Here is a 22,205-nt window from a genome sequence, read left to right on the forward strand (position 1 = left end):
TACTCAGGGACTAGTAAACCTGAGAGACGTTCATCTTGCCATGTCTCAAGCGGGCACCGCCCCTTCCGCTTGAGATCACCTTTGTTTTGCGTAGCACATTACAGGTCAGATCCAGCCGAGCCAGCTCCAGTAAGTCGCCGCGAACACCAGCATCAGCGCATAGCCGATCAGCGTCACCAAAATCCCGACCTTGGCAAACTGGCGCGCCGTAAATGTCCCCGTGCCCAGGCACACCATATTTTGCGGCGCATTGATCGGCAGGATGAACCCGTAGCTCATCACAAACCCGAGCAGCATGGTCATGCCCAAACGGTTGAACTCCCCCGGCAAGGTCTGCAACACCGCGATCAGGATCGGCAACAGCGCCGAGGTCAACGCGGTGGCGCTGGCAAAGCCCAAGTGGATCACGATCAGGAACGCGCCCAGGATCGCAAATACCCCCAGCGGCCCGACCTGGTCCAAGCCTGTGTGTGCGACCACCTGCGAGCCCAGCCACTGCCCGGCCTGGGTGGTCAGCAGCGCCGTACCGAGGCTGATGCCGACGCCGAACACAATCACCGTGCCCCACGGGATGCGCGACTGCACATCCTTCCACGTCATCACGCCGATACCCGGCAGCAGCAGCACCACCAGCCCGGCGTACGTCGTCGAGGTGGTATCAAAATTGTGCAGACGGCCTTCGGTGGCCCAGGCCAATAACAGCAACACGGACACCGCCAGCAAGCGCTTCTGTGGGCCGGTCATGGGGCCAATGTCCACCAATGACTGGGCCACCGCCTCCTTGCCGCCGGGGATGCTGTCGCTTTCCGGCGGCAGCAGTTTGAGCACCAGCACCAGCAACACTGCCGACATGATCAGCGCCCAGGGTGCACCTGCGATCAGCCAGTCGATCCAGGACACCCGCTCACCGAGCATCTTGTCCATGAAACCGACGGTCAGCAGGTTCTGCGCCGCGGCGGTCTGGATGCCGACGTTCCAGATGCTGGTGCCCTGAGCCACCACGATCATCAACCCGGCGGCGATATTCGAGCGTTTGTCGACACCAAACGCCGCTACCACGCCCATCATGATCGGCACCACACAGGCACTGCGCGCCGTAGCGCTGGGCACCACCAGGCTCAACAGAATGGTGACCGCAATCGCCCCCAGCAAAATGCCGCGCGTGCTGGTACCGACCCGCGTCAAGGTGACCAGGGCGATACGTCGGTCCAGGCCCGTGTGGGTCATGGCCGCTGCAATGAACAACGCGCCCGCCACCAAGGCCAGCGCCGGGTTGGCAAACCCGGTCAAGGCCATGCTGATCGCCGGGCTGGAGCCGATCAGGTGCGCCGGGTCTTGCAGTGAAGGCGCGGTGCCCAGCAGAAACGCCATCAGCGAGGTGATCATGATCGCGCTGGCTTCATAGGACACCGCCTCGGTGATCCACACCACCACCGCAAACGCGAGGATCGCGAGCATTCGATGCCCGGCTACGGGCAAGTCAGCCGGCAGCGGCAACAGCAGCACACCGACCATCACCAGCACGGCGACCACCAGGCCCAGGGGTAACTTAAATGATGCAGCGGTTGTTGCGGGCGCGCTCATGGGGCTCTCCGTCAGCCTTCAAATCAGGCGCGGAGCATGACGCAAAATGCCGCAGGCGGTGTTGACGGGTATCAAGTCCCCTGGCCATGCATACCGCCTTGTTTCAGACCTTGTTTCAGAGCAACGCCTTGACCAACATGCCGACGGCCACCACCACACACAGGCTGGCAAACCCAACCTGCAAGGTTCGCGCCTTGATCACCGAACACAGGCGCCGCCCAACCAACATGCCGACAATGCTCGCAGCGATAAACACCCAGCCTACAGGCTCAATACTCACACCGGCATGCATCGCACCCGCCACGCCAATGAGCGAGATCAGGCTGATCACCATCAACGAGGTGGCGACGATCCCCCGCATCTGCACATCGGTCAGCTGCTTGAATGCGGGCACGATCAGAAAACCACCGCCCACGCCGAGCAAACCCGACACCGCGCCGGTCACCGCACCCAGCGCGGCCAACGTAGCACTGCACTTGGCGGTCCAGGCAAAGCGCCCGGTCTGCTGATCGAGCATGCAGTTCTTCTGGCCCCAGGACGCGGCGCCATGGTCACTCGGCCCGGCCTCGACCTTTTCGCGCTGCAACATGCGCCAGGCCACCAGCACCATCAGCGCGCTGAACAGGCCCATCAACACGGGCTCCGACAGTTGGTGGGCAAGGAACACCCCCAATGGCGAGAACAGCGCGCCGAGCAAGGCGATCAGCAACGCGGCGCGATAACGCACCAGGCCATGGCGCAACCCGTCGATTGCACCCACCGCTGCCGCCGCGCCCACGGCGAGCAGCGACACCGGCGCCGCCTGGGTCATGGTCAAGCCCAAGCCCAACACCAGCGCCGGCACCCCGAGGATGCCACCGCCCGCGCCGGTGAGGCCCATGACCAGGCCCATCAATACGCCCAACAGACTTGCCAGCAGCATTTAATCCACCTTGCTCAGGCGGGTCAGCCACTCACGGCCCTTAAGCATGCCGTTCCAGTAGAACCACGGCAGCAACGTGGCCTTGAGGAACCACATCGAACGGCGCGCCTGGGTCGGGTCCAGCGGGAAGGTCGGCAGCAGTTTGCCGCCATAGCCGAACTCGGCCAGCACCACCTTGCCCTTCTCCACTGTCAGCGGGCAGGAACCGTAGCCGTCGTACTTGAGCGGCAGCGGCGCCTGTTTGCGCAGGGCCAATAGGTTTTCGGCCACCACCACAATCTGCTTGCGCACGGCGGCGGCGGTCTTGGCGTTAGTGGTGCCGCACACGTCACCCAGGCCGAAGATATGCGGGTAGCGCAGGTGTTGCAGGCTGTGGGGGTTGACCTCGCACCAGCCGGCGGCGTCGGCCAGCGGGCTTTGGCGGATAAAGTCCGGGGAGACTTGCGGCGGCACCACGTGCAGCAGGTCGAAGGACTTCTCTTCAACGCTGACATTGCCCGCTGCGTCCTTCACCTCGAACCAAGCCTTGCGTGCCGGGCCATCTACCCTGATCAGGTTGGAGTTGAACGCCAGGCGCGCGTTGTACTTCTCGACGTATTTCATCAATGGCGGCACAAAGGTCGCCACGCCAAACAGTGCGGCGCCGGCAAGATCGAACTCGACATCGATGTTTTTCAGATTGCCTTGCTTGAGCCAGTGATCGCAGGACAAGTACATGGCTTTTTGCGGCGCACCCGCACATTTGATCGGCATGGCAGGCTGGGTAAAGATCGCCTTGCCGCTCTTGAGTTGCTGCACCAGCTGCCAGGTGTAGGCGGCGTGCTCGTAGCTGTAGTTGGAGGTAACGCCGTGCTGGCCGAGGGTGGCTTGCAGGCCTTCGACTTTCTCCCAGGCCAGGCGCAGGCCGGGGCACACGATCAGGTTGTTCCAGGTGACGCGCTGGCCGTTGTCGAGCACCAGGGTTTGCTCGTCGGGCAGCAGTTCGGTGACGGCGGCCTGTACCCAGGTGACGCCATTGGGCAGTACGTCGGCCAATGGGCGCCGGGTCTTTTTGACGTCGTAGGCGCCGCCGCCGACCAGGGTCCAGGCCGGCTGGTAGCAGTGGTATTCACTCGGCTCGATCAGGGTGATGTTCAGGTGCGGATCACGCTTGAGCAGGCTGGCCAGCAGGCCGATGCCTGCCGAACCGCCGCCAATGACTACGATGTCGCCACTGATGGTGGGGCCACAGTGTTGGTCGTTCATGTCAATCGCCTTTTTATACATGCACACAAGGGTCGCTGCCGGATGGCGTCACGCCCAGCTTTTGATGACCGCACCGCAGTACAGCCCGGAGAGGGTCTTCATTACTTGAATCACTTCATGGCTGGCCAGCCCGTAGAAAATGTATTTGCCTTCCCTACGGGTAGCGACCAACCCTTCGTCGCGCAAAATGCCCAACTGTTGTGACAGCGTAGGCTGTCTTACGCCGGTCATGGTTTCCAATTCACCAACGTTGCGCTCACCCTGGGTCAACTGACACAGGATCAACAAACGGTCCTCATTGGCCAATGCCTTGAGCAAGGAGCAGGCCTTGGACGCCGAGGCGCGCAGTTGGGCGACTTCGCCTTCACTCAGAGTAGATTCCATTTGCTTCGGGTCCTTTCTGTCACTTAAGCTCAAAACATTATGTGTAAACGTAAATTGATTGTAACCATTTTTTTCACCACCGAGGGACAGCCGCCATGCCAGCGTTGATTCAAGATTTTCTGGACGAGGCATCGTCGACCTTCACCTATGTCATCTATGAAACTGACGGCGGCCCCTGCGCTATCGTCGACTCGGTGCTCAATTACGACCCAGCCTCCGGGCGCACCCATACGGCCCAGGCGGACAAGGTCACAGCCTTTGTGCGTGAGCACGGCTTGCAGGTGCAATGGCTGCTGGAAACCCATGCGCATGCTGATCACCTGTCTGCCGCGCCGTACCTGCGGCGCACCTTGGGCGGCAAGATTGCCATTGGTCAGTCGATCAGCAAGGTGCAAGGGGTATTCAAGAATCTGTTCAACCTGGAGCCCGAATTTCGCGTCGATGGCTCGCAGTTCGACCATTTGTTTGCGCCGGATGAGATCTTTCACATCGGCAACGTGAAGGCCCAGGCGCTGCATGTACCCGGGCATACGCCGGCGGACATGGCTTACTTGATCGACGACCGGTTGATCCTGGTGGGCGACACGCTGTTCATGCCCGATGTGGGCACTGCGCGTTGCGACTTTCCTGGCGGGGATGCGCGGCAGTTATATGCGTCGATGCGCAAGTTGCTGGCCTTCCCGGATGAAACCCGGCTGTATGTCTGCCATGACTATCCGCCGCAAGGCCGTGAGGCCAAGTGCCTGACCACCGTGGCGGAACAGCGCGCGGGGAATATCCATGTGCATGACGGTGTGGATGAGGCTGCGTTTGTTGAAATGCGCACCACGCGTGATGCCGGGCTGGGGATGCCGACGCTGCTGTTGCCGGCGATCCAGGTGAACGTGCGGGCCGGGAATATGCCGCCGGCGGAGGAAAATGGCGTGGTCTACCTGAAAATTCCGCTCAATCAACTTTAAGTCGGCTGATCGAAATAGGACCCTTTGACGCGCGCAAGCCCTGACCACAATTCGTCGAGGTGCTTGAAGCCCCACGCTTCAGCAGTTTCTCGGCCGACGATCTTGTCGGGCTGTTTGGCCAGGTTGACCACCACCTGGGTAATCGGCAAGCGGGAACGCGTGGAAAAGAACACTTTCACGATCGGCGTCAGCAATGCGCCAGGGTTTTGTTCGATGACCACGCCGATACGGCCACTCTCCAGTCGAACCAGGGCGCCGACCGGATAAATGCCCACGCACCGGACAAACGCCTGGAACACCCGGGCATCAAAATGGCCTTTCCATTCCGCCATTTTCTGTATCGCCTCGTCAGGCCCCCAGCCATGTTTGTAGGGGCGCTCCGAGGTGATCGCATCGTACACGTCACACACTGCGCCCATTTGCGCAAACAGGCTGATCTGGTCCTGAACCAGGCCGTGGGGGTAGCCGCTGCCATCGCATTTTTCATGGTGATGCAAGCACACATCGAGCACCAGTGCGCTGATGTGCGGGCACTGGCGAAGCATGTCTGCGCCCTGTACCGGATGCAGACGCACCGAGGCAAACTCAAGCGCTGTCAACGTGCCGGGCTTACTCAGGATCGCTTCGGGAACCGCCATCTTGCCGACATCGTGGAACAGCCCTGCCAGCCCTGCCTCCTGGATCAGGGCGGGCTCCAATTGCAGCTGGCGCGCCATTGCAATCATCAACCCACACACGGCCACCGAGTGCATGTAGGTGTATTCATCGGCGGTCTTCAGGCGTGCCAGGCTGATGAAGGCGTGAGGATGACGCAGCAGTGATTGGGAAATATCGTCCACCAGTTGAGTGACTTCGGTGGGGTCGACCGCCTTGCCCATGCGCAACTCGCCGAACATGGTGATCACCGCGCGCTTGGCAACCCCACACAACTTTACCGCGCGAGCCACTTCCGCCTTCATCTCGTGGCGGGTCAGTACCTCGCGGGGCTTGCCCGCCGTGGGCGCTGGTGTCACCGCGACCGTAGCGCTCGGCGCTACGTCGCAGCCTTTGAGTGTATCAATCCATACGCCTTGAACCGGCGAGTCCCGCAGACGCTGCAGGTCCTCGATTTGTTTGAGGAGAAAACGGCTTTTCCAAAAGCCATGCTTGATCCAGGCGCCCTCAAGTTTATGGATGTACATGCCCAGGATCACTTGCGACACAAGAATGCGTTTCAACATAGGCCATGCCTCACTGTGTGCAGGTTCAGGCTATCGAAAAACGGGCCACGATCTGCTTGAGGTCTATCGCCAGTTTCGACAGCTCGTGGCTGGCGATGGAGGTCTGTCCGGCGGCTGACGAACTCTGGATCGACAGGTCGCGAATACTGATCAGGTTCTGATCCACCGAGCGGGCCACGTGGGCCTGTTCCTCGGAAGCCGTCGCGATCAGCAGGTTCCTTTCATTGATATCGGCAATGGCCTCGGTAATCTGAATGATGGCATGGCCGGCTTCGTGGGCGATTTTCAGTGAGTCCACCGCTTCATTGCGGTTCATGCTCATGGACGCTACGGCCTCGCTGGAACAGGTTTGTATCTTCGCAATCATCTGCTCGATTTCCTGGGTCGAGGTCTGAGTCCTGTGGGCCAGTGCCCGCACTTCATCGGCCACCACCGCAAAGCCGCGCCCTTGCTCACCGGCCCGAGCCGCCTCTATGGCAGCGTTCAGCGCCAACAGGTTGGTCTGTTCGGCAATCGAGCGGATCACTTCCACCACCCGTGCAATGTCCTGCGCCTGCTTGGCCAGGCCTTCAACTTCCACACCGGTCTGCTGCACCGTGGCGCTGAGTTTTTCGATCGAGGCAATGGTCTGGGTAACACGCTCCTGGCCGATTTTCGCCGAGCGCTGGGAGTCCTGAGTCGAGTGGGAGGCCGAGACGGCATTGCGGGCCACCTCCTCCACTGCGGCGGTCATCTGATTAACCGCCGTGGCAGCCTGGTCGGTTTCGTGGCTCTGGCGCTCAATGCCGGCACTGGACTCACGGGTAATCGAACTCATCTCTTCGGCAGCCGACGCCAATTGCCCGGATGCATCGCTGATTTGCTGCAGGGTGTTCTTGAGGTTCACCTGCATGGCAGCTGTGGATTGCTGCAGCGCCGTCAGCTCATCCTGGCCGTCTACGGTAATGGCCACGCGTAGATCCCCTTCGGCGATCTTTGAGGTCGACACCAGCAGTTCACGTACCGGGGTAATAATACTGCGGGCAAACAGACCGGCGACTACAACCGTCAGCAGCACTGAAACAGCCATCAGCGCCCAGGTAAACAGGCGCGTCGCGTTGTGCTCGCTGGCGGCCACCTGCACCGCTTGCTGCGACCCGCGTTCATTCAACTGGATCAGCTCGTTGATCGAGTCTTGCGCCTTTGAGGCAATGGGGCTCAGGGTGTCGCGCATGAAGACCGCGAGCTGCTCAGTGGACGCCGTAGAAGAGAACCCAAGAAATGCGTCGACCTTCTGGTCGTAACTTCGAATACTACTGAGGGCTTGGTCATATTTGGCCTGCTCCTCGGGACTCGACACCATGGGCGCATAGCTCTCAGCGACCTTGATCAGGTCTGCTCGCAGGCTTCGTATTTTTTCCAGTGAACCTGGGTTCTGCCGGGCGGCGTCCATCGCAAAATTGCGCAGCTCCAGGCGCAGCTTATACAGCGCCGAGTCGATTTTCCCGGCCAGACGAATACTCGGCAGCCAGTTGGTTTCAATTTCAACCGTCGATGCATAAACAGTATCGATTTTTACCAGCGTCATGCCCCCCTGAATTAATAGCAGAATGCACACCACGCCAAAACAAAGGGCAGCACGAAAGTTTAACTTCAAGGATCTCATGGACATCTCTATTCACCTCTTGCCCGGGCTCAATTAGTTAAATGGCCTATGGCTACTATCGTGGGGATAGCATGTGTGAAAAATATGTGACTGTCCACGTAGAATTTTATTATTCGGATGAGAATAATTCTTACACTTCCGTTAATTAGCTAACAAACTAAACTCGCCCAACCCAAGCGCGTTTTCAGCTGGGTAATTCGACGTTGGCTTCTTCGTTGAGCAGCGAATACATCGCATTACAGGACCGATCACAGTTTCGCCCGACCGTTTCCAGATGACGTTTTAAAGAGGCGCTGATTGGCGGCGAAACGCAACTTATATTTTCAATGAGCGCAGCCATGTCTTCCAGCGCTGCGACAATGGAAAGCTGAGTTAGATTAAAGTCGTAGAGCGCGCGGCATATTAATTGCTGATTGTCCATGACGTGTCCCGCCCTTTAAAAACAGAGCTTAGCAGGCGCAGGGGAGTACTCGGACAAACACCAACTTATATTGACTACGGTCAATTAAAAATGGGCACGGCAAGAGGGGCCACGGCGGCGCCTGGCGGCGCCGCTGGCTACTGCCGCTCAGACCATCAAGCCACCTGGCGGCAATGGTAGCGCCGTCTTGTAGCGCACTTGCTTGAGCGCAAAGCTGGAGCGAATATTGGCCACGCCCGGCACCTTGGTCAAAAAGTCCATCATGAAGCGCTCCAGCGACTGAATCGTCGGCACCAGCACGCGGATCAGGTAATCCGGGTCGCCGGCCATCAGGTAGCACTCCATCACTTCGGGCCGGTCCGAGATCGCGCCTTCAAACTGCTGCAACGCCAGTTCGTTCTGCTTCTCCAGGCTCACATGGATGAACACGTTGACGTGCAGCCCGAGTAAGTCGGCGTCAAGCAGCGTGACTTGGTCGCGAATCAGGCCCAATTCCTCCATCGCCTTGACCCGGTTGAAACACGGCGTGGGCGATAGGTTGACCGAGCGGGCCAGGTCGGCGTTGGTGATGCGGGCGTTCTCCTGCAGGGCGTTAAGAATGCCGATGTCGGTACGGTCCAGTTTGCGCATGAGACAAAATCACCTGTTTATTATGGTTATGCAGTTTTTTTATCCTCAAATGATCGCGAGCGCAATGAAACAGAGATAAATATTCTTCTACGCCACGCCTATGATGTTTGTAGGACAAGATTTCTCTTACCCGGAGACTGACTGTCAGCTAGCGCGCCCACTACAAGAAATTCACAAGATCGAGCGTAGAAGCCATGACTCAGCAGTACGAACCACTGCGCCTGCACGTTCCCGAACCCTCGGGCCGCCCAGGCTGCAAGACCGACTTTACCTACCTGCGCCTCACTGACGCCGGCCTGGTGCGCAAACCCGCCATCGACGTAGAACCTGCCGACACCGCCGACCTGGCCAAGGGCCTGATTCGCGTGCTCGACGACCAGGGCCAGGCCCTTGGCCCGTGGGCCGAGGGCGTTCCCGTCGAGATTCTGCGTAAAGGCATGCGCGCCATGCTCAAGACGCGGATATTCGACAACCGCATGGTCGTCGCCCAGCGTCAGAAAAAAATGTCGTTCTACATGCAAAGCCTTGGCGAAGAAGCCATCGGCAGCGCCCAGGCCCTGGCCTTGAACATCGACGACATGTGCTTCCCCACCTACCGCCAGCAAAGCATCCTGATGGCCCGCGAAGTGCCGCTGGTGGACCTGATCTGCCAACTGCTGTCCAACGAGCGCGACCCGCTCAAGGGTCGCCAACTGCCGATCATGTACTCGGTCAAAGACGCCGGCTTCTTCACCATTTCCGGCAACCTCGCCACCCAATTCGTACAAGGCGTGGGCTGGGGCATGGCCTCGGCGATCAAGGGCGATACCAAAATCGCCTCGGCCTGGATCGGCGACGGCGCTACCGCCGAATCCGACTTCCACACCGCCCTCACCTTCGCCCACGTGTACCGCGCGCCGGTGATTCTCAACGTGGTCAACAACCAGTGGGCGATCTCCACCTTCCAGGCGATTGCCGGTGGTGAAGCCACCACCTTCGCCGGACGAGGCGTGGGTTGCGGCATCGCCTCGCTGCGTGTGGACGGCAACGACTTTATCGCGGTGTACGCCGCCTCCGCCTGGGCTGCTGAGCGTGCGCGCCGCAACCTGGGGCCAACGCTGATCGAGTGGGTCACCTACCGCGCCGGCCCGCACTCCACCTCCGATGACCCGTCCAAATACCGCCCCGCCGATGACTGGAGCCACTTCCCGTTGGGTGACCCGATTACCCGCCTCAAGCAGCACCTGATCAAGATTGGCCAGTGGTCCGAAGAGGAACACGTGGCGGTCAGTGCCGAACTTGAAGCCGAAGTCATTGCGGCGCAAAAAGAAGCCGAACAGTACGGCACCCTTGCCGGCGGCCAGATTCCAAGCGCCGCGACCATGTTCGAGGACGTCTATAAAGAGATGCCGGAGCACTTGAAGCGCCAGCGTCAAGAGTTGGGGATCTGACATGAACGATCACAACAACAGTATTGAACTGGAAACCGCCATGACCACCACCACCATGACCATGATCCAGGCCCTGCGCTCGGCCATGGATGTGATGCTTGAGCGTGACGATAACGTGGTGGTGTTCGGCCAGGACGTCGGTTACTTCGGCGGTGTGTTCCGTTGCACCGAAGGTTTGCAGAACAAATACGGCAGCTCGCGGGTGTTTGATGCGCCGATCTCGGAAAGCGGCATCGTCGGCGTCGCGGTGGGCATGGGTGCCTACGGCCTGCGCCCGGTGGCGGAAATCCAGTTCGCCGACTACGTCTACCCCGCTACCGACCAGATCATCTCGGAAGCGGCGCGCTTGCGTTATCGCTCGGCCGGGCAGTTCACTGCGCCGCTGACCATGCGCATGCCCTGCGGTGGCGGTATCTATGGCGGCCAGACCCACAGCCAGAGTATCGAAGCAGTGTTCACCCAGGTCTGCGGCCTGCGCACGGTGATGCCGTCCAACCCGTATGACGCCAAGGGCCTGCTGATCGCCTCGATCGAAAACGATGACCCGGTGATTTTCCTAGAGCCTAAGCGCCTGTACAACGGCCCGTTCGACGGCCATCACGACCGCCCGGTAACCCCGTGGTCGAAGCACCCGCAAGCGCAAGTACCGGACGGTTACTACACCGTGCCGCTGGACGTGGCCGCCATCGTGCGCCCGGGCTCGGCCGTCACCGTGCTGACCTACGGCACCACCGTGTATGTGTCGCAAGTTGCCGCCGAAGAAACCGGCATCGACGCCGAAGTTATTGACCTGCGCAGCCTGTGGCCGCTGGACCTGGAAACCATCGTCAATTCGGTGAAAAAGACCGGCCGTTGCGTGGTGGTGCATGAAGCCACCCGCACCTGCGGCTTTGGCGCCGAGCTGGTGGCGCTGGTGCAAGAGCATTGCTTCCACCACCTGGAAGCGCCGATCGAACGCGTCACCGGTTGGGACACCCCCTACCCGCACGCGCAAGAGTGGGCGTATTTCCCAGGGCCGTCCCGCGTGGGCGCGGCGTTGAAACGGGTCATGGAGGTCTGAATGGGCACGCACATTATCAAGATGCCGGACATTGGCGAAGGCATCGCAGAAGTTGAACTGTCTGTATGGCATGTAAAGGTTGGCGACCTGGTGGTTGAAGACCAAGTGCTGGCGGATGTGATGACCGACAAGGCGATGGTGGACATTCCCTCGCCGGTGCACGGCAAGGTGATTTCCCTCGGCGGCGAGCCAGGTGAAGTCATGGCCGTGGGCAGTATTTTGATCAGCATTGAAGTGGAAGGTGCGGGTAACGCCAAAGATGTACCGGCGGTGGCTGCACCGGCAAAAGCTGCGCCTGCACCCGCTCTGGTTGCTGAAGCCAAGCCTGCGCCAGCGCCAAGCAAGCCCGCGCCAGTGGTGGCGGCTCAAGCACCCGTGGCCCGTGAAGCCGACGAACGCCCATTGGCCTCGCCTGCCGTGCGGAAACACGCGCTGGATGCTGGCATTCAGTTACGCCTGGTGCAGGGCTCTGGTCCTGCGGGCCGGATTCTGCACGAAGATTTGGAGGCTTTCTTGCTCCAGAGTCCGGCGCAAACTAAAACCGCTGCCAACCCCTACGCCGAACGCAACGACGAAGAACAGATCCCGGTGATCGGCATGCGCCGCAAGATCGCCCAGCGCATGCAGGACGCGACCCGGCGCGCCGCGCATTTCAGCTATGTGGAAGAAATCGACGTCACTGCCCTCGACGAGCTGCGCGTGCACCTCAATGAGAAACACGGCGCTGCACGCGGCAAGCTGACATTGCTGCCGTTTATCGTGCGCGCCATGGTCGTGGCGCTGCGGGACTTCCCGCAGATCAACGCGCGCTATGACGACGAAGCCCAGGTCATTACCCGCCTCGGCGCGGTGCATGTGGGGGTCGCCACCCAGAGCGACGTGGGCCTGATGGTGCCGGTGGTGCGCCATGCCGAAGCCCGCAGCCTGTGGGGCAATGCTGAGGAAATCACCCGTTTGGCCAGCGCCGCGCGCAATGGCAAGGCCAGCCGCGATGAGCTGTCGGGGTCGACCATTACGTTGACCAGCCTGGGCGCGTTGGGCGGCATCGTCAGCACACCCGTGCTGAACCTGCCGGAAGTGGCCATCGTCGGCGTCAACCGCATTGTTGAGCGGCCGATGGTGATCAAGGGCCAGATCGTAATCCGCAAGATGATGAACCTCTCCAGCTCCTTCGATCACCGCGTGGTCGATGGCATGGACGCGGCGCAATTCATCCAGGCCATTCGCGGCCTGCTCGAACAACCCGCCAGCCTGTTTTTGGAGTAAGGCATGTCTCAGACACTACACACCACGTTGCTGATTATCGGCGGCGGCCCTGGCGGTTATGTGGCGGCGATTCGCGCCGGTCAGTTGGGCATCCCGACCATTCTGGTGGAAGGCCAGGCCTTGGGCGGCACCTGCCTGAATATCGGCTGCATCCCCTCGAAAGCCCTGATCCATGTGGCCGAGCAGTTCCAGCAAACCGTGCGCCACAGCCAGGGTTCGCAGTTGGGCATCGAAGTGGACGTGCCGACCCTGGACATCCGCAAAAGCGTGGAATGGAAAGACGGCATCGTCGACCGCCTGACCAGCGGCGTTGCCGCACTGTTGAAAAAACACAAAGTGCAGGTGATTCACGGTTGGGCCAAGGTTGTCGATGGCAAGACCATTGATGTCGGCGACCAGCGTATCCATTGCGAACACCTGCTGCTGGCTACCGGTTCGAAAAGCGTCAACCTGCCGATGCTGCCGATTGGCGGGCCGATCATCTCCTCCACCGAAGCGCTGGCCCCCACCCGCGTGCCCAAACGCCTGGTTGTGGTGGGCGGCGGCTATATTGGCCTGGAGCTGGGCATTGCCTACCGCAAGCTCGGCGCTGAGGTCAGTGTGGTCGAGGCGCAGGAGCGCATCCTACCGGCTTACGACGGCGAACTGACGCTGCCGGTGGCTGAATCCATCAAGCACTTGGGGATCAAGCTGTACCTCAAGCACAGCGTGACCGGTTTCGAGAACAACAGCCTGCAAGTGCGCGATCCGAATGGCGACACCTTGTCGCTGGAAACTGATCAAGTGCTGGTGGCCGTCGGTCGCAAACCCAACACTCAAGGCTGGAACCTCGAAGCGCTGAACCTGGACATGAACGGCGCGGCGATCAAGATCGACAGCCGTTGCCAGACCAGCATGCGCAATGTTTGGGCGATTGGCGACCTGAGTGGCGAGCCGATGTTGGCGCACCGGGCCATGGCCCAGGGCGAGATGGTCGCCGAACTGATCAGCGGTAAAACCCGCGAATTCAACCCGGCGTCCATTCCAGCCGTGTGCTTTACCGATCCGGAACTGGTGGTGGTCGGCAAGACCCCGGATGAAGCCAAGGCGGCGGGCCTGGACTGCATCGTGTCGAGTTTCCCGTTCGCGGCCAACGGCCGGGCGATGACGCTGGAGTCGAAAACTGGCTTCGTGCGTGTGGTCGCTCGCCGTGATAACCACCTGATCGTCGGCTGGCAAGCGGTAGGTGTTGGCGTGTCCGAACTGTCCACGGCCTTTGGCCTGAGCCTGGAAATGGGCTCGCGCCTGGAAGACGTGGCCGGCACCATCCACGCCCACCCAACGCTCGGCGAAGCTGTACAAGAGGCGGCCTTAAGGGCCCTGGGCCACGCGCTGCACCTGTAAACCTACAGTGAGGCCATCTCAGGCAAGCCAGCTCCCACACGGGAATGCATTCCAAATGTGGGAGCTGGCTTGCCTGCGATAGCGGTGGATCAGCCAACACACAGACTGAACGGCCCACCCACCTGCTCCCACACCGGCCAATAATGCAGTATTGTTGCGCCCATCCAGAAAAAAACCGACAAGCCTGCCTTCGACCAGGCGGTTGACCAGAGATAGAGGGTGTCATGGGTAACGAAAGCATCAATTGGGACAATCTGGGTTTTGACTACATCAAGACCGACAAGCGGTTTCTCCAAGTCTGGAAAAACGGCGAATGGCAAGCCGGCACCCTGACCGACGATAATGTGCTGCACATCAGCGAGGGCTCCACGGCCCTGCACTATGGCCAGCAATGCTTTGAAGGCCTCAAGGCCTACCGCTGCAAGGACGGTTCAATTAACCTGTTCCGCCCGGACCAGAACGCCGCCCGCATGCAGCGCAGCTGTGCACGCCTGCTGATGCCGCACGTGCCCACCGAAGACTTCATCGAAGCCTGCAAACAAGTGGTCAAGGCCAACGAGCGGTTCATCCCGCCGTACGGCAGCGGCGGCGCGCTGTACCTGCGCCCGTTCGTGATCGGCACCGGTGACAACATCGGCGTGCGTACCGCGCCGGAGTTCATCTTCTCGGTCTTCGCCATCCCGGTCGGCGCCTACTTCAAAGGCGGGCTGGTGCCGCATAACTTCCAGATCTCCACTTTCGACCGCGCCGCGCCACAAGGCACCGGCGCCGCCAAAGTGGGTGGTAACTACGCCGCCAGCCTGATGCCGGGTGCCGAAGCGAAAAAATCCGGTTTCGCCGATGCGATCTATCTGGACCCGATGACCCATTCGAAAATCGAAGAAGTCGGCTCGGCCAACTTCTTCGGGATCACCCACGACAACCAGTTCATCACGCCGAAGTCGCCTTCGGTGCTGCCAGGCATCACCCGCCTGTCGCTGATCGAACTGGCCCAGTCCCGCCTGGGCCTGAAAGTGGTCGAAGGCGAAGTGTTCATCGACAAACTGGATCACTTCAAGGAAGCCGGAGCCTGCGGCACGGCCGCTGTGATCTCGCCCATCGGCGGCATCCAGTACAACGGCAAACTGCACGTGTTCCACAGCGAAACTGAAGTCGGCCCGATCACCCAGAAGCTCTACAAAGAGCTGACCGGCGTGCAAACCGGTGACGTCGAAGCGCCAGCAGGCTGGATCGTCAAGGTCTAAGCCCAAACGCCAGCAACACCACAAAACCCATGTGGGAGCTGGCTTGCCTGCGATGGCGGTCTATCAGTGACTCAATAAGTTGACTGATGCACCGCCATCGCAGACAAGCCAGCTCCCACAGTTGATTTCGGTGTTCTCACACATCCTTGGGGATGTTCACGGCTATCTTCTTACCCATACTAATCCTCGGCTCCACTCCATATCCCAACGCCTCATAGAACCCCGCCACCCCATCATTGCCGCCAGTAATCTGCAAATTGATCTTCATGCACCCCAACGCCGTCAACGCCTGCTCGGCATACCGCACCAGCGAGGAGCCCAGGCCGTGACGCCGATAGTCAGCGTGCACCGCCACCGAATACAGCCAACCACGATGCCCGTCGTAGCCTGCGAGAAGGGTGCCGATCACGGCTTTTTTATCCGTCGCTACGAAAAACAACCCATCGTTAACCGCCAGCTTCTTATCAATCGCCAACGTCGGCAGGTTGTGCGCGGTGTCGTACCCAAACGCCTCCTGCCACAGGGCCACCACTTGCGCACGGTGCTGACGATCACGATACGGCCCGATGGGGTGGCGGGATAACAGCGCCTTCTCCATCACCAGCGTGCGCTCGTTACCGTGATAGACATCGCGCACCGTGTGGAAGCCCATCTTTGTATAAAACGGCTCGGCGGTCAGCGAAGACGGCACACTCAACACCGTCACCCCGGCTTCCCGGGCACGCAGTTCGATCTCAATCATCAGCAGCCGCCCAATGCCCTGCCCTTGCAGCGCCGGGTTCACAAACACCGAGCGCACCACATTGCCATCAAGCGCGGCAGTGGCGACGATCACCTGACCCTGAGTCGCCACCAGCACCACCCGCCGCTGGAGCAAGGCCTGCACGGCGTCCGGGGTAAAGTTGCTCGCCACCCGCGCAATCACATCCGCCGGGTAATCCCGCGCATTACTGCTGTGCAAGGCCGCCAGGATGACCTGGCTGATCCCCTCGGCATCGGCTGCCTGGGCGAGACGAACGGCGGTAGACATGATTCCTCCTGACGGACAGCGCTATAACAGCCCCAACAATACCAATGTGGGAGCTGGCTTGCCTGCGATGACGGTGTGCCAGCCAAGAATATGGCACTGATACACCGCTATCGCAGGCAAGTCAGCTCCCACAGTTGACCTCATTCCAACCCTGACAGCCGATTCGGCTGCCCCACCCCACTTTTCAGCTTTCCCGGCTGAGCCGCCCCGCTGTTTCAGCCGGGATTCCCCCATCACAACGCACAAAATACCCCCACAGCTCAGCCCCCATGGACCCGTGCACCCATGCAAACAACAAACACCGTCCTGATGATTCGCCCGGCGCGCTTTGCTTTCAACCCGGACACCGCGATCAACAACCGCTTCCAACGCCCGCCCCTGGACCCACTAAGCGCACAGCACAAAGCGCTGGAAGAATTCGACCGCTATGTCGACACCCTGCGCCAACACGGCGTGGAAGTGTTGGTGGTGCAGGACACCCCGGCGCCTCACACGCCCGACTCGATCTTCCCCAATAACTGGTGGAGCAGCCATGCCGACGGCAGCCTGGTGCTGTACCCGATGGAAGGCCAGAACCGACGATTGGAGCGCAACAAAGGTGTGCTGCACGTACTGGAGCAGCGCTTTGCGATCAAAGACACCATCGACCTCAGCCACCTCGAACAACAGAACATCTTCCTCGAAGGCACCGGCAGCATGGTGCTCGACCGCCAACACCGCATCAGCTACGCCTGCCACTCCGGGCGCACCCACCAGGACGCCCTGCGCCAGTTCGCCGACCGCCTCGACTACCAACTCTGCGTGCTCCACGCCGTCGACCGCCATCACGCGCCGATCTACCACAGTAACGTGATGATGAGCGTCGGCCGTGACCTCTCGGTGGTGTGCCTGCAAGCCCTGCCTGACGCCGACGAACGCCTGGGCCTGGAACGCTCCCTGCGCGATACCGGCAAAGACATCCTCGCCCTCGACTTCGACCAGTTGGAAGCCTTCGCCGGCAACATGCTCGAAGTCCATGACCGCGACGGCCAGCCGCTTTTGGTCATGTCCGCCAGCGCCTGGGGGGCCCTGCAACCAGCCCAGCGCCAGCATGTGGAACGCCACACACAGCCGGTGGTGGTGAACATCGACAACATCGAACGCATCGGCGGCGGCAGTGCCCGCTGCATGCTGGCGGAAGTGCACCTGCCCGCCCGCCCCTCATTTCAATAAGGAGTCTTGCCATGACCCGCTATATCGACGTCAACGACCTCTGCTACCTGGTCTCGCAAAAAGGCCTGCAAACCTGCATCACGGAAATGGCCGAGTACATCCGCGCCGACTACCTGCGCTGGCAGGACTTCGAAAAATGCGCGCGCCTGGCCAACCACTCGCCGGACGGCGTGATCGAGCTGATGCCGGTGTCCGACGCCTCGCTGTACGCCTTCAAATACGTGAACGGCCACCCGAAAAACACCCTGGCTGGCATGCTCACCGTGATGGCCTTCGGTGCCCTGGGCGATGTGGACACCGGCAAGCCGGTGCTGCTGGCGGAAATGACCCTGACCACCGCGATCCGCACCGCAGCCACTTCAGCCTTGGTCGCCCGCTACCTGGCGCGCGACAACAGCCGCAGCATGGCGCTGATCGGCAACGGCTCGCAGAGTGAATTCCAGGCCCTGGCTTTCCACGCCATGCTCGGCATCAACGAGATTCGCCTGTTCGACATCGACGCCAAGGCTACCGCCAAGCTGGCGGCCAACCTCAAGGCGTTCCCGGCGATCAAGGTGTTCCTGGCCGGCAGCGTGGCCGAAGCGGTGAAAGGTGCGGATATCGTCACCACCGTGACGGCGGACAAGGCCTACGCGACCATTCTGACGGATGAAATGATCGAACCCGGCATGCACCTCAACGCCGTGGGCGGTGACTGCCCGGGCAAGACCGAGCTGGACCGACGTATCGTCGAACGCGCCCGGGTGATCGTCGAGTACGAACCGCAAAGCCGCATCGAAGGTGAGATCCAGCACATGCCGGTAGATTCGCCGGTGACCGAGCTGTGGCAAGTCATCAACGGCCAGCAACCCGGCCGCGAAAACGCGCGCCAGATCACCCTGTTCGACTCGGTGGGTTTTGCCATCGAAGACTACTCGGCGCTGCGTTACGTGCTCGACGTGGCCAAGGCACTGGATATCGGCAGCACGCTTGAGCTGGTGCCGGACCTGGCCGACCCGAAAGACCTGTTCGCACGCCTGGCGCAACAACCGCGCGCACAGCAGAAAAAGCGCGCCTGAGACCGCTCTGGCCTGCCGCTTTGCGCCCAGGGCGGGCCACAACTTACACCTTGAAAAGCCGATTCAGCGCATGTCGCAGCCGATTCCGCTGCATTGCGCTTTTTAACAGCGCAATTCGCGCTTTATGCACGGGGTAAACGACACAAAAAACGCACCACCATGAAGCATTCTCTGTGCCCAGCAGACTCACTGCGCTGAACACACCTGTTGTGCCAGGCGGGCGTGTTGTGGCGAGCGGGCTTGCCCCCTCGCCACAGAAAAACGCCTTCACAACAACAAAAGCCACACCGAAAGAACGTTGCTTTATCCAATAACTGCCCTGACATCAATTACAAAATATAGGGACGCCCCATGACTCCACTGCGATCACTCTTCGCTGCGTTGCTGTTGCCACTGTGCGCCAGCGCCGCCCACGCCCAAGACTGGAAAGAAATCCGCTTCGGCGTATTCCCCGAGTACCCTCCCTTCGAATCCGTAGCCGCCGACGGCAGCCTGCAAGGTTTTGATATCGAGTTGGGCAACGCCATCTGCGCCAAGCTCGACGTCAAATGCACCTGGGTGCACAACGAATTCGACGGCATGATCCCAGCCCTGCGCGCGCGCAAGTTCGACGCGATCATGTCCTCCATGGCCGTGACGCCGGCGCGCGAAAAAGTCATCGACTTCACCGACCGGCTGTTCCTCAGCCCCACCTCGGTGATCACCCGTAAAAGCGCCGACTTCGGCGACACCCCCGAAGCCCTGAAAGGCAAGCAAGTCGGCGTGCTGCAAGGTTCGCTGCAAGAAGCCTACGCGCGGGCGCACCTGGCCAAGCTCGGCGCCCAGATCAAGGCGTACCAGTCCCAGGAGCAGAACTACGCCGACCTGCAGAACGGCCGCCTCGATGCCACCCTCACCGACAAGCTCGAAGCGCAGCTCAACTTCCTGTCCAAGCCTGAAGGCGCCGACTTCAAGACCGGCCCGGCCTTCAAGGACCCGACCCTGCCCCTGGACATCGCCATGGGCTTGCGCAAGAACGACGCTGAGCTACGCGCGCTGATCAACAAAGGCATCGCCGCCGTCCAGGCCGATGGCACTTATGCGCAGATCCAGAAGAAGTACTTCGGCGATCAAGATATCTACAACGAGTAACCTGTGGGAGCGGGCTTGCTCGCGAATGCGCAGTGTCAGTCGCTGAATGTGTGCCTGATAAACCGCCTTCGCGAGCAAGCCCGCTCCCACAGGGGAATATCTGCGTCCTTTAGAGATACCCCCCATGAACGAACTCCTCAACCTGCAAGGCTACGGCCCGATGCTCGCCCAGGGTGCCTGGATGACGGTCAAGCTGGCGTTCCTGGCGCTGGCCCTAAGCCTCACCCTGGGCCTGATCGCCGCCGGCGCCAAGCTCTCCAGCGTCAACTGGCTGCGCGTGCCGGCCACGCTCTACACCACACTGATCCGCAGCGTGCCGGACCTGGTACTGATCCTGCTAATTTTCTACAGCCTGCAACTGTGGCTCAACGACCTGAGCGAAGTGTTCGGCTGGGACTACTTTGAAATCGACCCGTTTACCGCCGGGGTGATCACCCTGGGCTTTATCTACGGCGCGTATTTCACCGAGAACTTCCGTGGCGCGATCCTCAGCGTGCCGGTCGGCCAACTGGAAGCCGCGACCGCCTACGGCTTGAGCCGTTGGCAGCGGTTTCACCTGGTGCTGTTCCCACAACTGATGCGCTTTGCCCTGCCGGGCCTGGGCAATAACTGGCTGGTGCTGCTCAAGTCCACCGCACTGGTGTCGATCATCGGCCTGTCGGACCTGGTTAAAGCCGCGCAAAACGCCGGCAAGAGCACCAACGAACCGTTGTATTTCCTGATCCTTGCCGGCCTGGTGTACCTGGTGATCACCACCCTCTCCAACCGCATCTTCAAGCGCCTCGAGCGGCGCTATAACCTCGGCATCAAGGGGATGGCACGATGATCGAACTGTTCCAGCAATACGGCCTGGCCTACCTGTTCAGCGATGGCGCGGGGTTGTCCGGTGTGGCCATGACCTTATGGCTGTTTATCATCTCGGTGGTCGCAGGCTTTGCCCTGTCGATCCCACTGGCGCTGGCCCGCGTGTCGGAGCACTTCTGGCTGCGCTGGCCGGTGGAGGTCTACACCTACCTGTTTCGTGGCACGCCGCTGTATATCCAATTGCTGATTTGCTACACCGGGCTGTACAGCCTGGAAGTGGTGCAGGACAACGCCCTGCTCAACCAGTTTTTCCGCAATGCGCTGAACTGCACGCTGCTGGCGTTTGTGCTGAACACCTGTGCCTACACCGTGGAAATCTTCGCCGGGGCGATCCGCAATATTCCCCATGGCGAAATCGAGGCGGCGCGCGCCTACGGTCTACACGGCTGGCGGCTGAACCTGTTTGTGGTGGTGCCCGCCGCGTTGCGCCGAGCGTTGCCGGCCTACAGCAATGAAATGATCCTGATGCTGCACGCCACTTCCCTGGCATTCACCGCTACCGTCGCCGACATCCTCAAGGTGGCCCGCGACGCCAACGCCGAGACGTTCCTGACGTTCCAGGCGTTCGGTATCGCCGCCCTGCTCTACATGCTGCTGTCCTTTGCACTGGTGGGCCTGTTTCGACTGGCCGAACGTCGCTGGATGCGTTTTCTTGTTCCTACCCGAGGCTAACCCATGAATCAGTCCGCGCAGGCTCTGGCTACTTATCCTGTTGATGTAGCGCCTTCTGCACAAACCTTCGCCCACACGGCCGCGATCAAGCTCCAGGTCGAAGGCATTCACAAACGCTACGGCGACCACGAAGTGCTCAAGGGCGTGTCCCTCAATGCGCGCCAGGGCGATGTGATCAGCCTGATCGGCGCCAGCGGCTCGGGCAAAAGCACGATGCTGCGCTGCATCAACTTTCTCGAACAGCCAGACGCCGGGGTGATTACTCTCGACGGCATCAGCATCGAAATGCAGCCAGGCCGCGCCGGCACCCGCGCGCCGCAGCAGGCGCAATTGCAGAACCTGCGCACGCGCCTGGCCATGGTGTTCCAGCACTTCAACCTATGGAGCCACATGACCGTGCTGGAAAACATCACCATGGCCCCGCGCCGCGTGCTGAATGTCAGCGCGGCCGAGGCAGAAAAACGCGCGCGCATGTACCTGGACAAAGTCGGCTTACCGGGCCGTGTGGCAGACCAATACCCGGCGTTTCTCTCCGGCGGCCAGCAACAGCGCGTGGCCATCGCACGGGCGCTGGCGATGGAGCCGGAAATCATTCTGTTCGACGAACCAACGTCAGCGCTGGACCCTGAGCTTGTAGGAGAAGTCCTCAAAGTCATACAGACGTTGGCCGAGGAAGGTCGTACCATGCTGATGGTCACCCACGAAATGGGCTTTGCCCGCCAGGTGTCCAGCCAAGTGCTGTTCTTGCACCAGGGCCGTGTCGAGGAGCAAGGCGGCGCCGAGATTCTCGACCACCCCAGCAGCGAGCGCTTGCAGCAATTTCTTTCCAATCGTTTGAAGTGAAC

Annotated in this window: 21 protein-coding genes; 12 read left to right on the top strand and 9 right to left on the bottom strand. The window is 60.7% G+C overall.

The window, feature by feature from the left end; translation table 11 throughout:
- Positions 1–105 precede the first annotated feature (105 nt).
- The 4 genes from KZH41_RS19690 to KZH41_RS19705 form a co-directional block, all read right to left on the bottom strand.
- Positions 106–1,584: a DASS family sodium-coupled anion symporter gene (locus KZH41_RS19690; RefSeq protein ID WP_242150823.1), complete on the bottom strand. Its 1,479-nt coding sequence runs from the start codon at positions 1,582–1,584 to the stop codon at positions 106–108.
- Positions 1,585–1,699: 115 nt separating this feature from the next.
- Positions 1,700–2,506: a sulfite exporter TauE/SafE family protein gene (locus KZH41_RS19695; RefSeq protein WP_263273545.1), complete on the bottom strand. Its 807-nt coding sequence runs from the start codon at positions 2,504–2,506 to the stop codon at positions 1,700–1,702.
- Complete coding sequence (locus KZH41_RS19700; protein ID WP_094951347.1) at positions 2,507–3,751, bottom strand: FAD/NAD(P)-binding oxidoreductase; 1,245 nt, start codon at positions 3,749–3,751, stop codon at positions 2,507–2,509. It abuts the gene before it with no gap.
- Positions 3,752–3,799: 48 nt separating this feature from the next.
- Complete coding sequence (locus tag KZH41_RS19705; protein ID WP_017136253.1) at positions 3,800–4,135, bottom strand: ArsR/SmtB family transcription factor; 336 nt, start codon at positions 4,133–4,135, stop codon at positions 3,800–3,802.
- 95 nt (positions 4,136–4,230) lie between these two features.
- Between KZH41_RS19705 and KZH41_RS19710 the strand changes: the two genes are divergently transcribed.
- Positions 4,231–5,094: an MBL fold metallo-hydrolase gene (locus tag KZH41_RS19710; protein ID WP_242150833.1), complete on the top strand. Its 864-nt coding sequence runs from the start codon at positions 4,231–4,233 to the stop codon at positions 5,092–5,094.
- On the opposite strand, the gene KZH41_RS19715 is transcribed toward KZH41_RS19710, so the two are convergent.
- The 4 genes from KZH41_RS19715 to KZH41_RS19730 form a co-directional block, all read right to left on the bottom strand.
- Complete coding sequence (locus KZH41_RS19715) at positions 5,091–6,314, bottom strand: HD-GYP domain-containing protein (RefSeq protein ID WP_263273546.1); 1,224 nt, start codon at positions 6,312–6,314, stop codon at positions 5,091–5,093. The two genes, KZH41_RS19710 and KZH41_RS19715, sit on opposite strands and share 4 nt — an antisense overlap.
- A gap of 25 nt (positions 6,315–6,339) precedes the next feature.
- The gene (locus KZH41_RS19720) at positions 6,340–7,965 is read right to left on the bottom strand and encodes a methyl-accepting chemotaxis protein (protein ID WP_263273547.1); all 1,626 of its coding nucleotides are present in this window, start codon (positions 7,963–7,965) and stop codon (positions 6,340–6,342) included.
- Positions 7,966–8,143: 178 nt separating this feature from the next.
- Positions 8,144–8,380: a hypothetical protein gene (locus KZH41_RS19725; RefSeq protein ID WP_263273548.1), complete on the bottom strand. Its 237-nt coding sequence runs from the start codon at positions 8,378–8,380 to the stop codon at positions 8,144–8,146.
- Positions 8,381–8,527: 147 nt separating this feature from the next.
- A complete protein-coding gene (locus tag KZH41_RS19730; RefSeq protein ID WP_083357856.1) occupies positions 8,528–9,010 on the bottom strand; it encodes an Lrp/AsnC family transcriptional regulator in 483 nt (160 codons plus the stop codon).
- 194 nt (positions 9,011–9,204) lie between these two features.
- Here KZH41_RS19730 and KZH41_RS19735 point away from each other — a divergent pair, with 194 nt between their 5' ends.
- The 5 genes from KZH41_RS19735 to KZH41_RS19755 all read left to right on the top strand — a co-directional run bounded on the left by KZH41_RS19735 (position 9,205) and on the right by KZH41_RS19755 (position 15,393).
- The gene (locus tag KZH41_RS19735) at positions 9,205–10,440 is read left to right on the top strand and encodes a 3-methyl-2-oxobutanoate dehydrogenase (2-methylpropanoyl-transferring) subunit alpha (RefSeq protein WP_094951343.1); all 1,236 of its coding nucleotides are present in this window, start codon (positions 9,205–9,207) and stop codon (positions 10,438–10,440) included.
- A 1-nt stretch (position 10,441) separates the two neighbouring features.
- Complete coding sequence (locus tag KZH41_RS19740) at positions 10,442–11,500, top strand: alpha-ketoacid dehydrogenase subunit beta (protein ID WP_263273549.1); 1,059 nt, start codon at positions 10,442–10,444, stop codon at positions 11,498–11,500.
- Positions 11,501–12,766 (top strand): dihydrolipoamide acetyltransferase family protein, encoded by a 1,266-nt coding sequence (locus KZH41_RS19745; protein ID WP_242150844.1) that lies wholly within the window; start codon positions 11,501–11,503, stop codon positions 12,764–12,766.
- A gap of 3 nt (positions 12,767–12,769) precedes the next feature.
- Positions 12,770–14,149, top strand: coding sequence for a dihydrolipoyl dehydrogenase (lpdA, locus tag KZH41_RS19750; protein ID WP_263273550.1), 1,380 nt, complete (start codon positions 12,770–12,772; stop codon positions 14,147–14,149).
- Between the two features lie 224 nt (positions 14,150–14,373).
- Positions 14,374–15,393 (top strand): branched-chain amino acid aminotransferase, encoded by a 1,020-nt coding sequence (locus KZH41_RS19755; protein ID WP_263273551.1) that lies wholly within the window; start codon positions 14,374–14,376, stop codon positions 15,391–15,393.
- 136 nt (positions 15,394–15,529) lie between these two features.
- On the opposite strand, the gene KZH41_RS19760 is transcribed toward KZH41_RS19755, so the two are convergent.
- Positions 15,530–16,423, bottom strand: a complete 894-nt coding sequence (locus KZH41_RS19760) for a GNAT family acetyltransferase (RefSeq protein WP_094951339.1) — start codon at positions 16,421–16,423, stop codon at positions 15,530–15,532.
- 285 nt (positions 16,424–16,708) lie between these two features.
- Here KZH41_RS19760 and ctlX point away from each other — a divergent pair, with 285 nt between their 5' ends.
- The 6 genes from ctlX to KZH41_RS19790 all read left to right on the top strand — a co-directional run bounded on the left by ctlX (position 16,709) and on the right by KZH41_RS19790 (position 22,203).
- The gene (gene ctlX / locus KZH41_RS19765) at positions 16,709–17,635 is read left to right on the top strand and encodes a citrulline utilization hydrolase CtlX (protein WP_263273552.1); all 927 of its coding nucleotides are present in this window, start codon (positions 16,709–16,711) and stop codon (positions 17,633–17,635) included.
- A gap of 11 nt (positions 17,636–17,646) precedes the next feature.
- Entirely contained in the window at positions 17,647–18,693 is a 1,047-nt protein-coding gene (locus KZH41_RS19770; RefSeq protein WP_094951337.1) for an ornithine cyclodeaminase, read from the top strand.
- 351 nt (positions 18,694–19,044) lie between these two features.
- Positions 19,045–19,824, top strand: coding sequence for an ABC transporter substrate-binding protein (locus tag KZH41_RS19775; protein WP_263273553.1), 780 nt, complete (start codon positions 19,045–19,047; stop codon positions 19,822–19,824).
- A gap of 124 nt (positions 19,825–19,948) precedes the next feature.
- Positions 19,949–20,650, top strand: a complete 702-nt coding sequence (locus tag KZH41_RS19780) for an ABC transporter permease (protein ID WP_094951335.1) — start codon at positions 19,949–19,951, stop codon at positions 20,648–20,650.
- Positions 20,647–21,360, top strand: a complete 714-nt coding sequence (locus KZH41_RS19785; RefSeq protein WP_094951334.1) for an ABC transporter permease — start codon at positions 20,647–20,649, stop codon at positions 21,358–21,360. The genes KZH41_RS19780 and KZH41_RS19785 overlap by 4 nt, the downstream gene beginning before the upstream one ends.
- Positions 21,361–21,363: 3 nt before the next feature.
- Complete coding sequence (locus tag KZH41_RS19790) at positions 21,364–22,203, top strand: ABC transporter ATP-binding protein (RefSeq protein WP_256589264.1); 840 nt, start codon at positions 21,364–21,366, stop codon at positions 22,201–22,203.
- Positions 22,204–22,205 lie beyond the last annotated feature (2 nt).

This window comes from Pseudomonas sp. YeP6b (assembly GCF_025642995.1).
Classification (GTDB): Bacteria; Pseudomonadota; Gammaproteobacteria; order Pseudomonadales; family Pseudomonadaceae; genus Aquipseudomonas.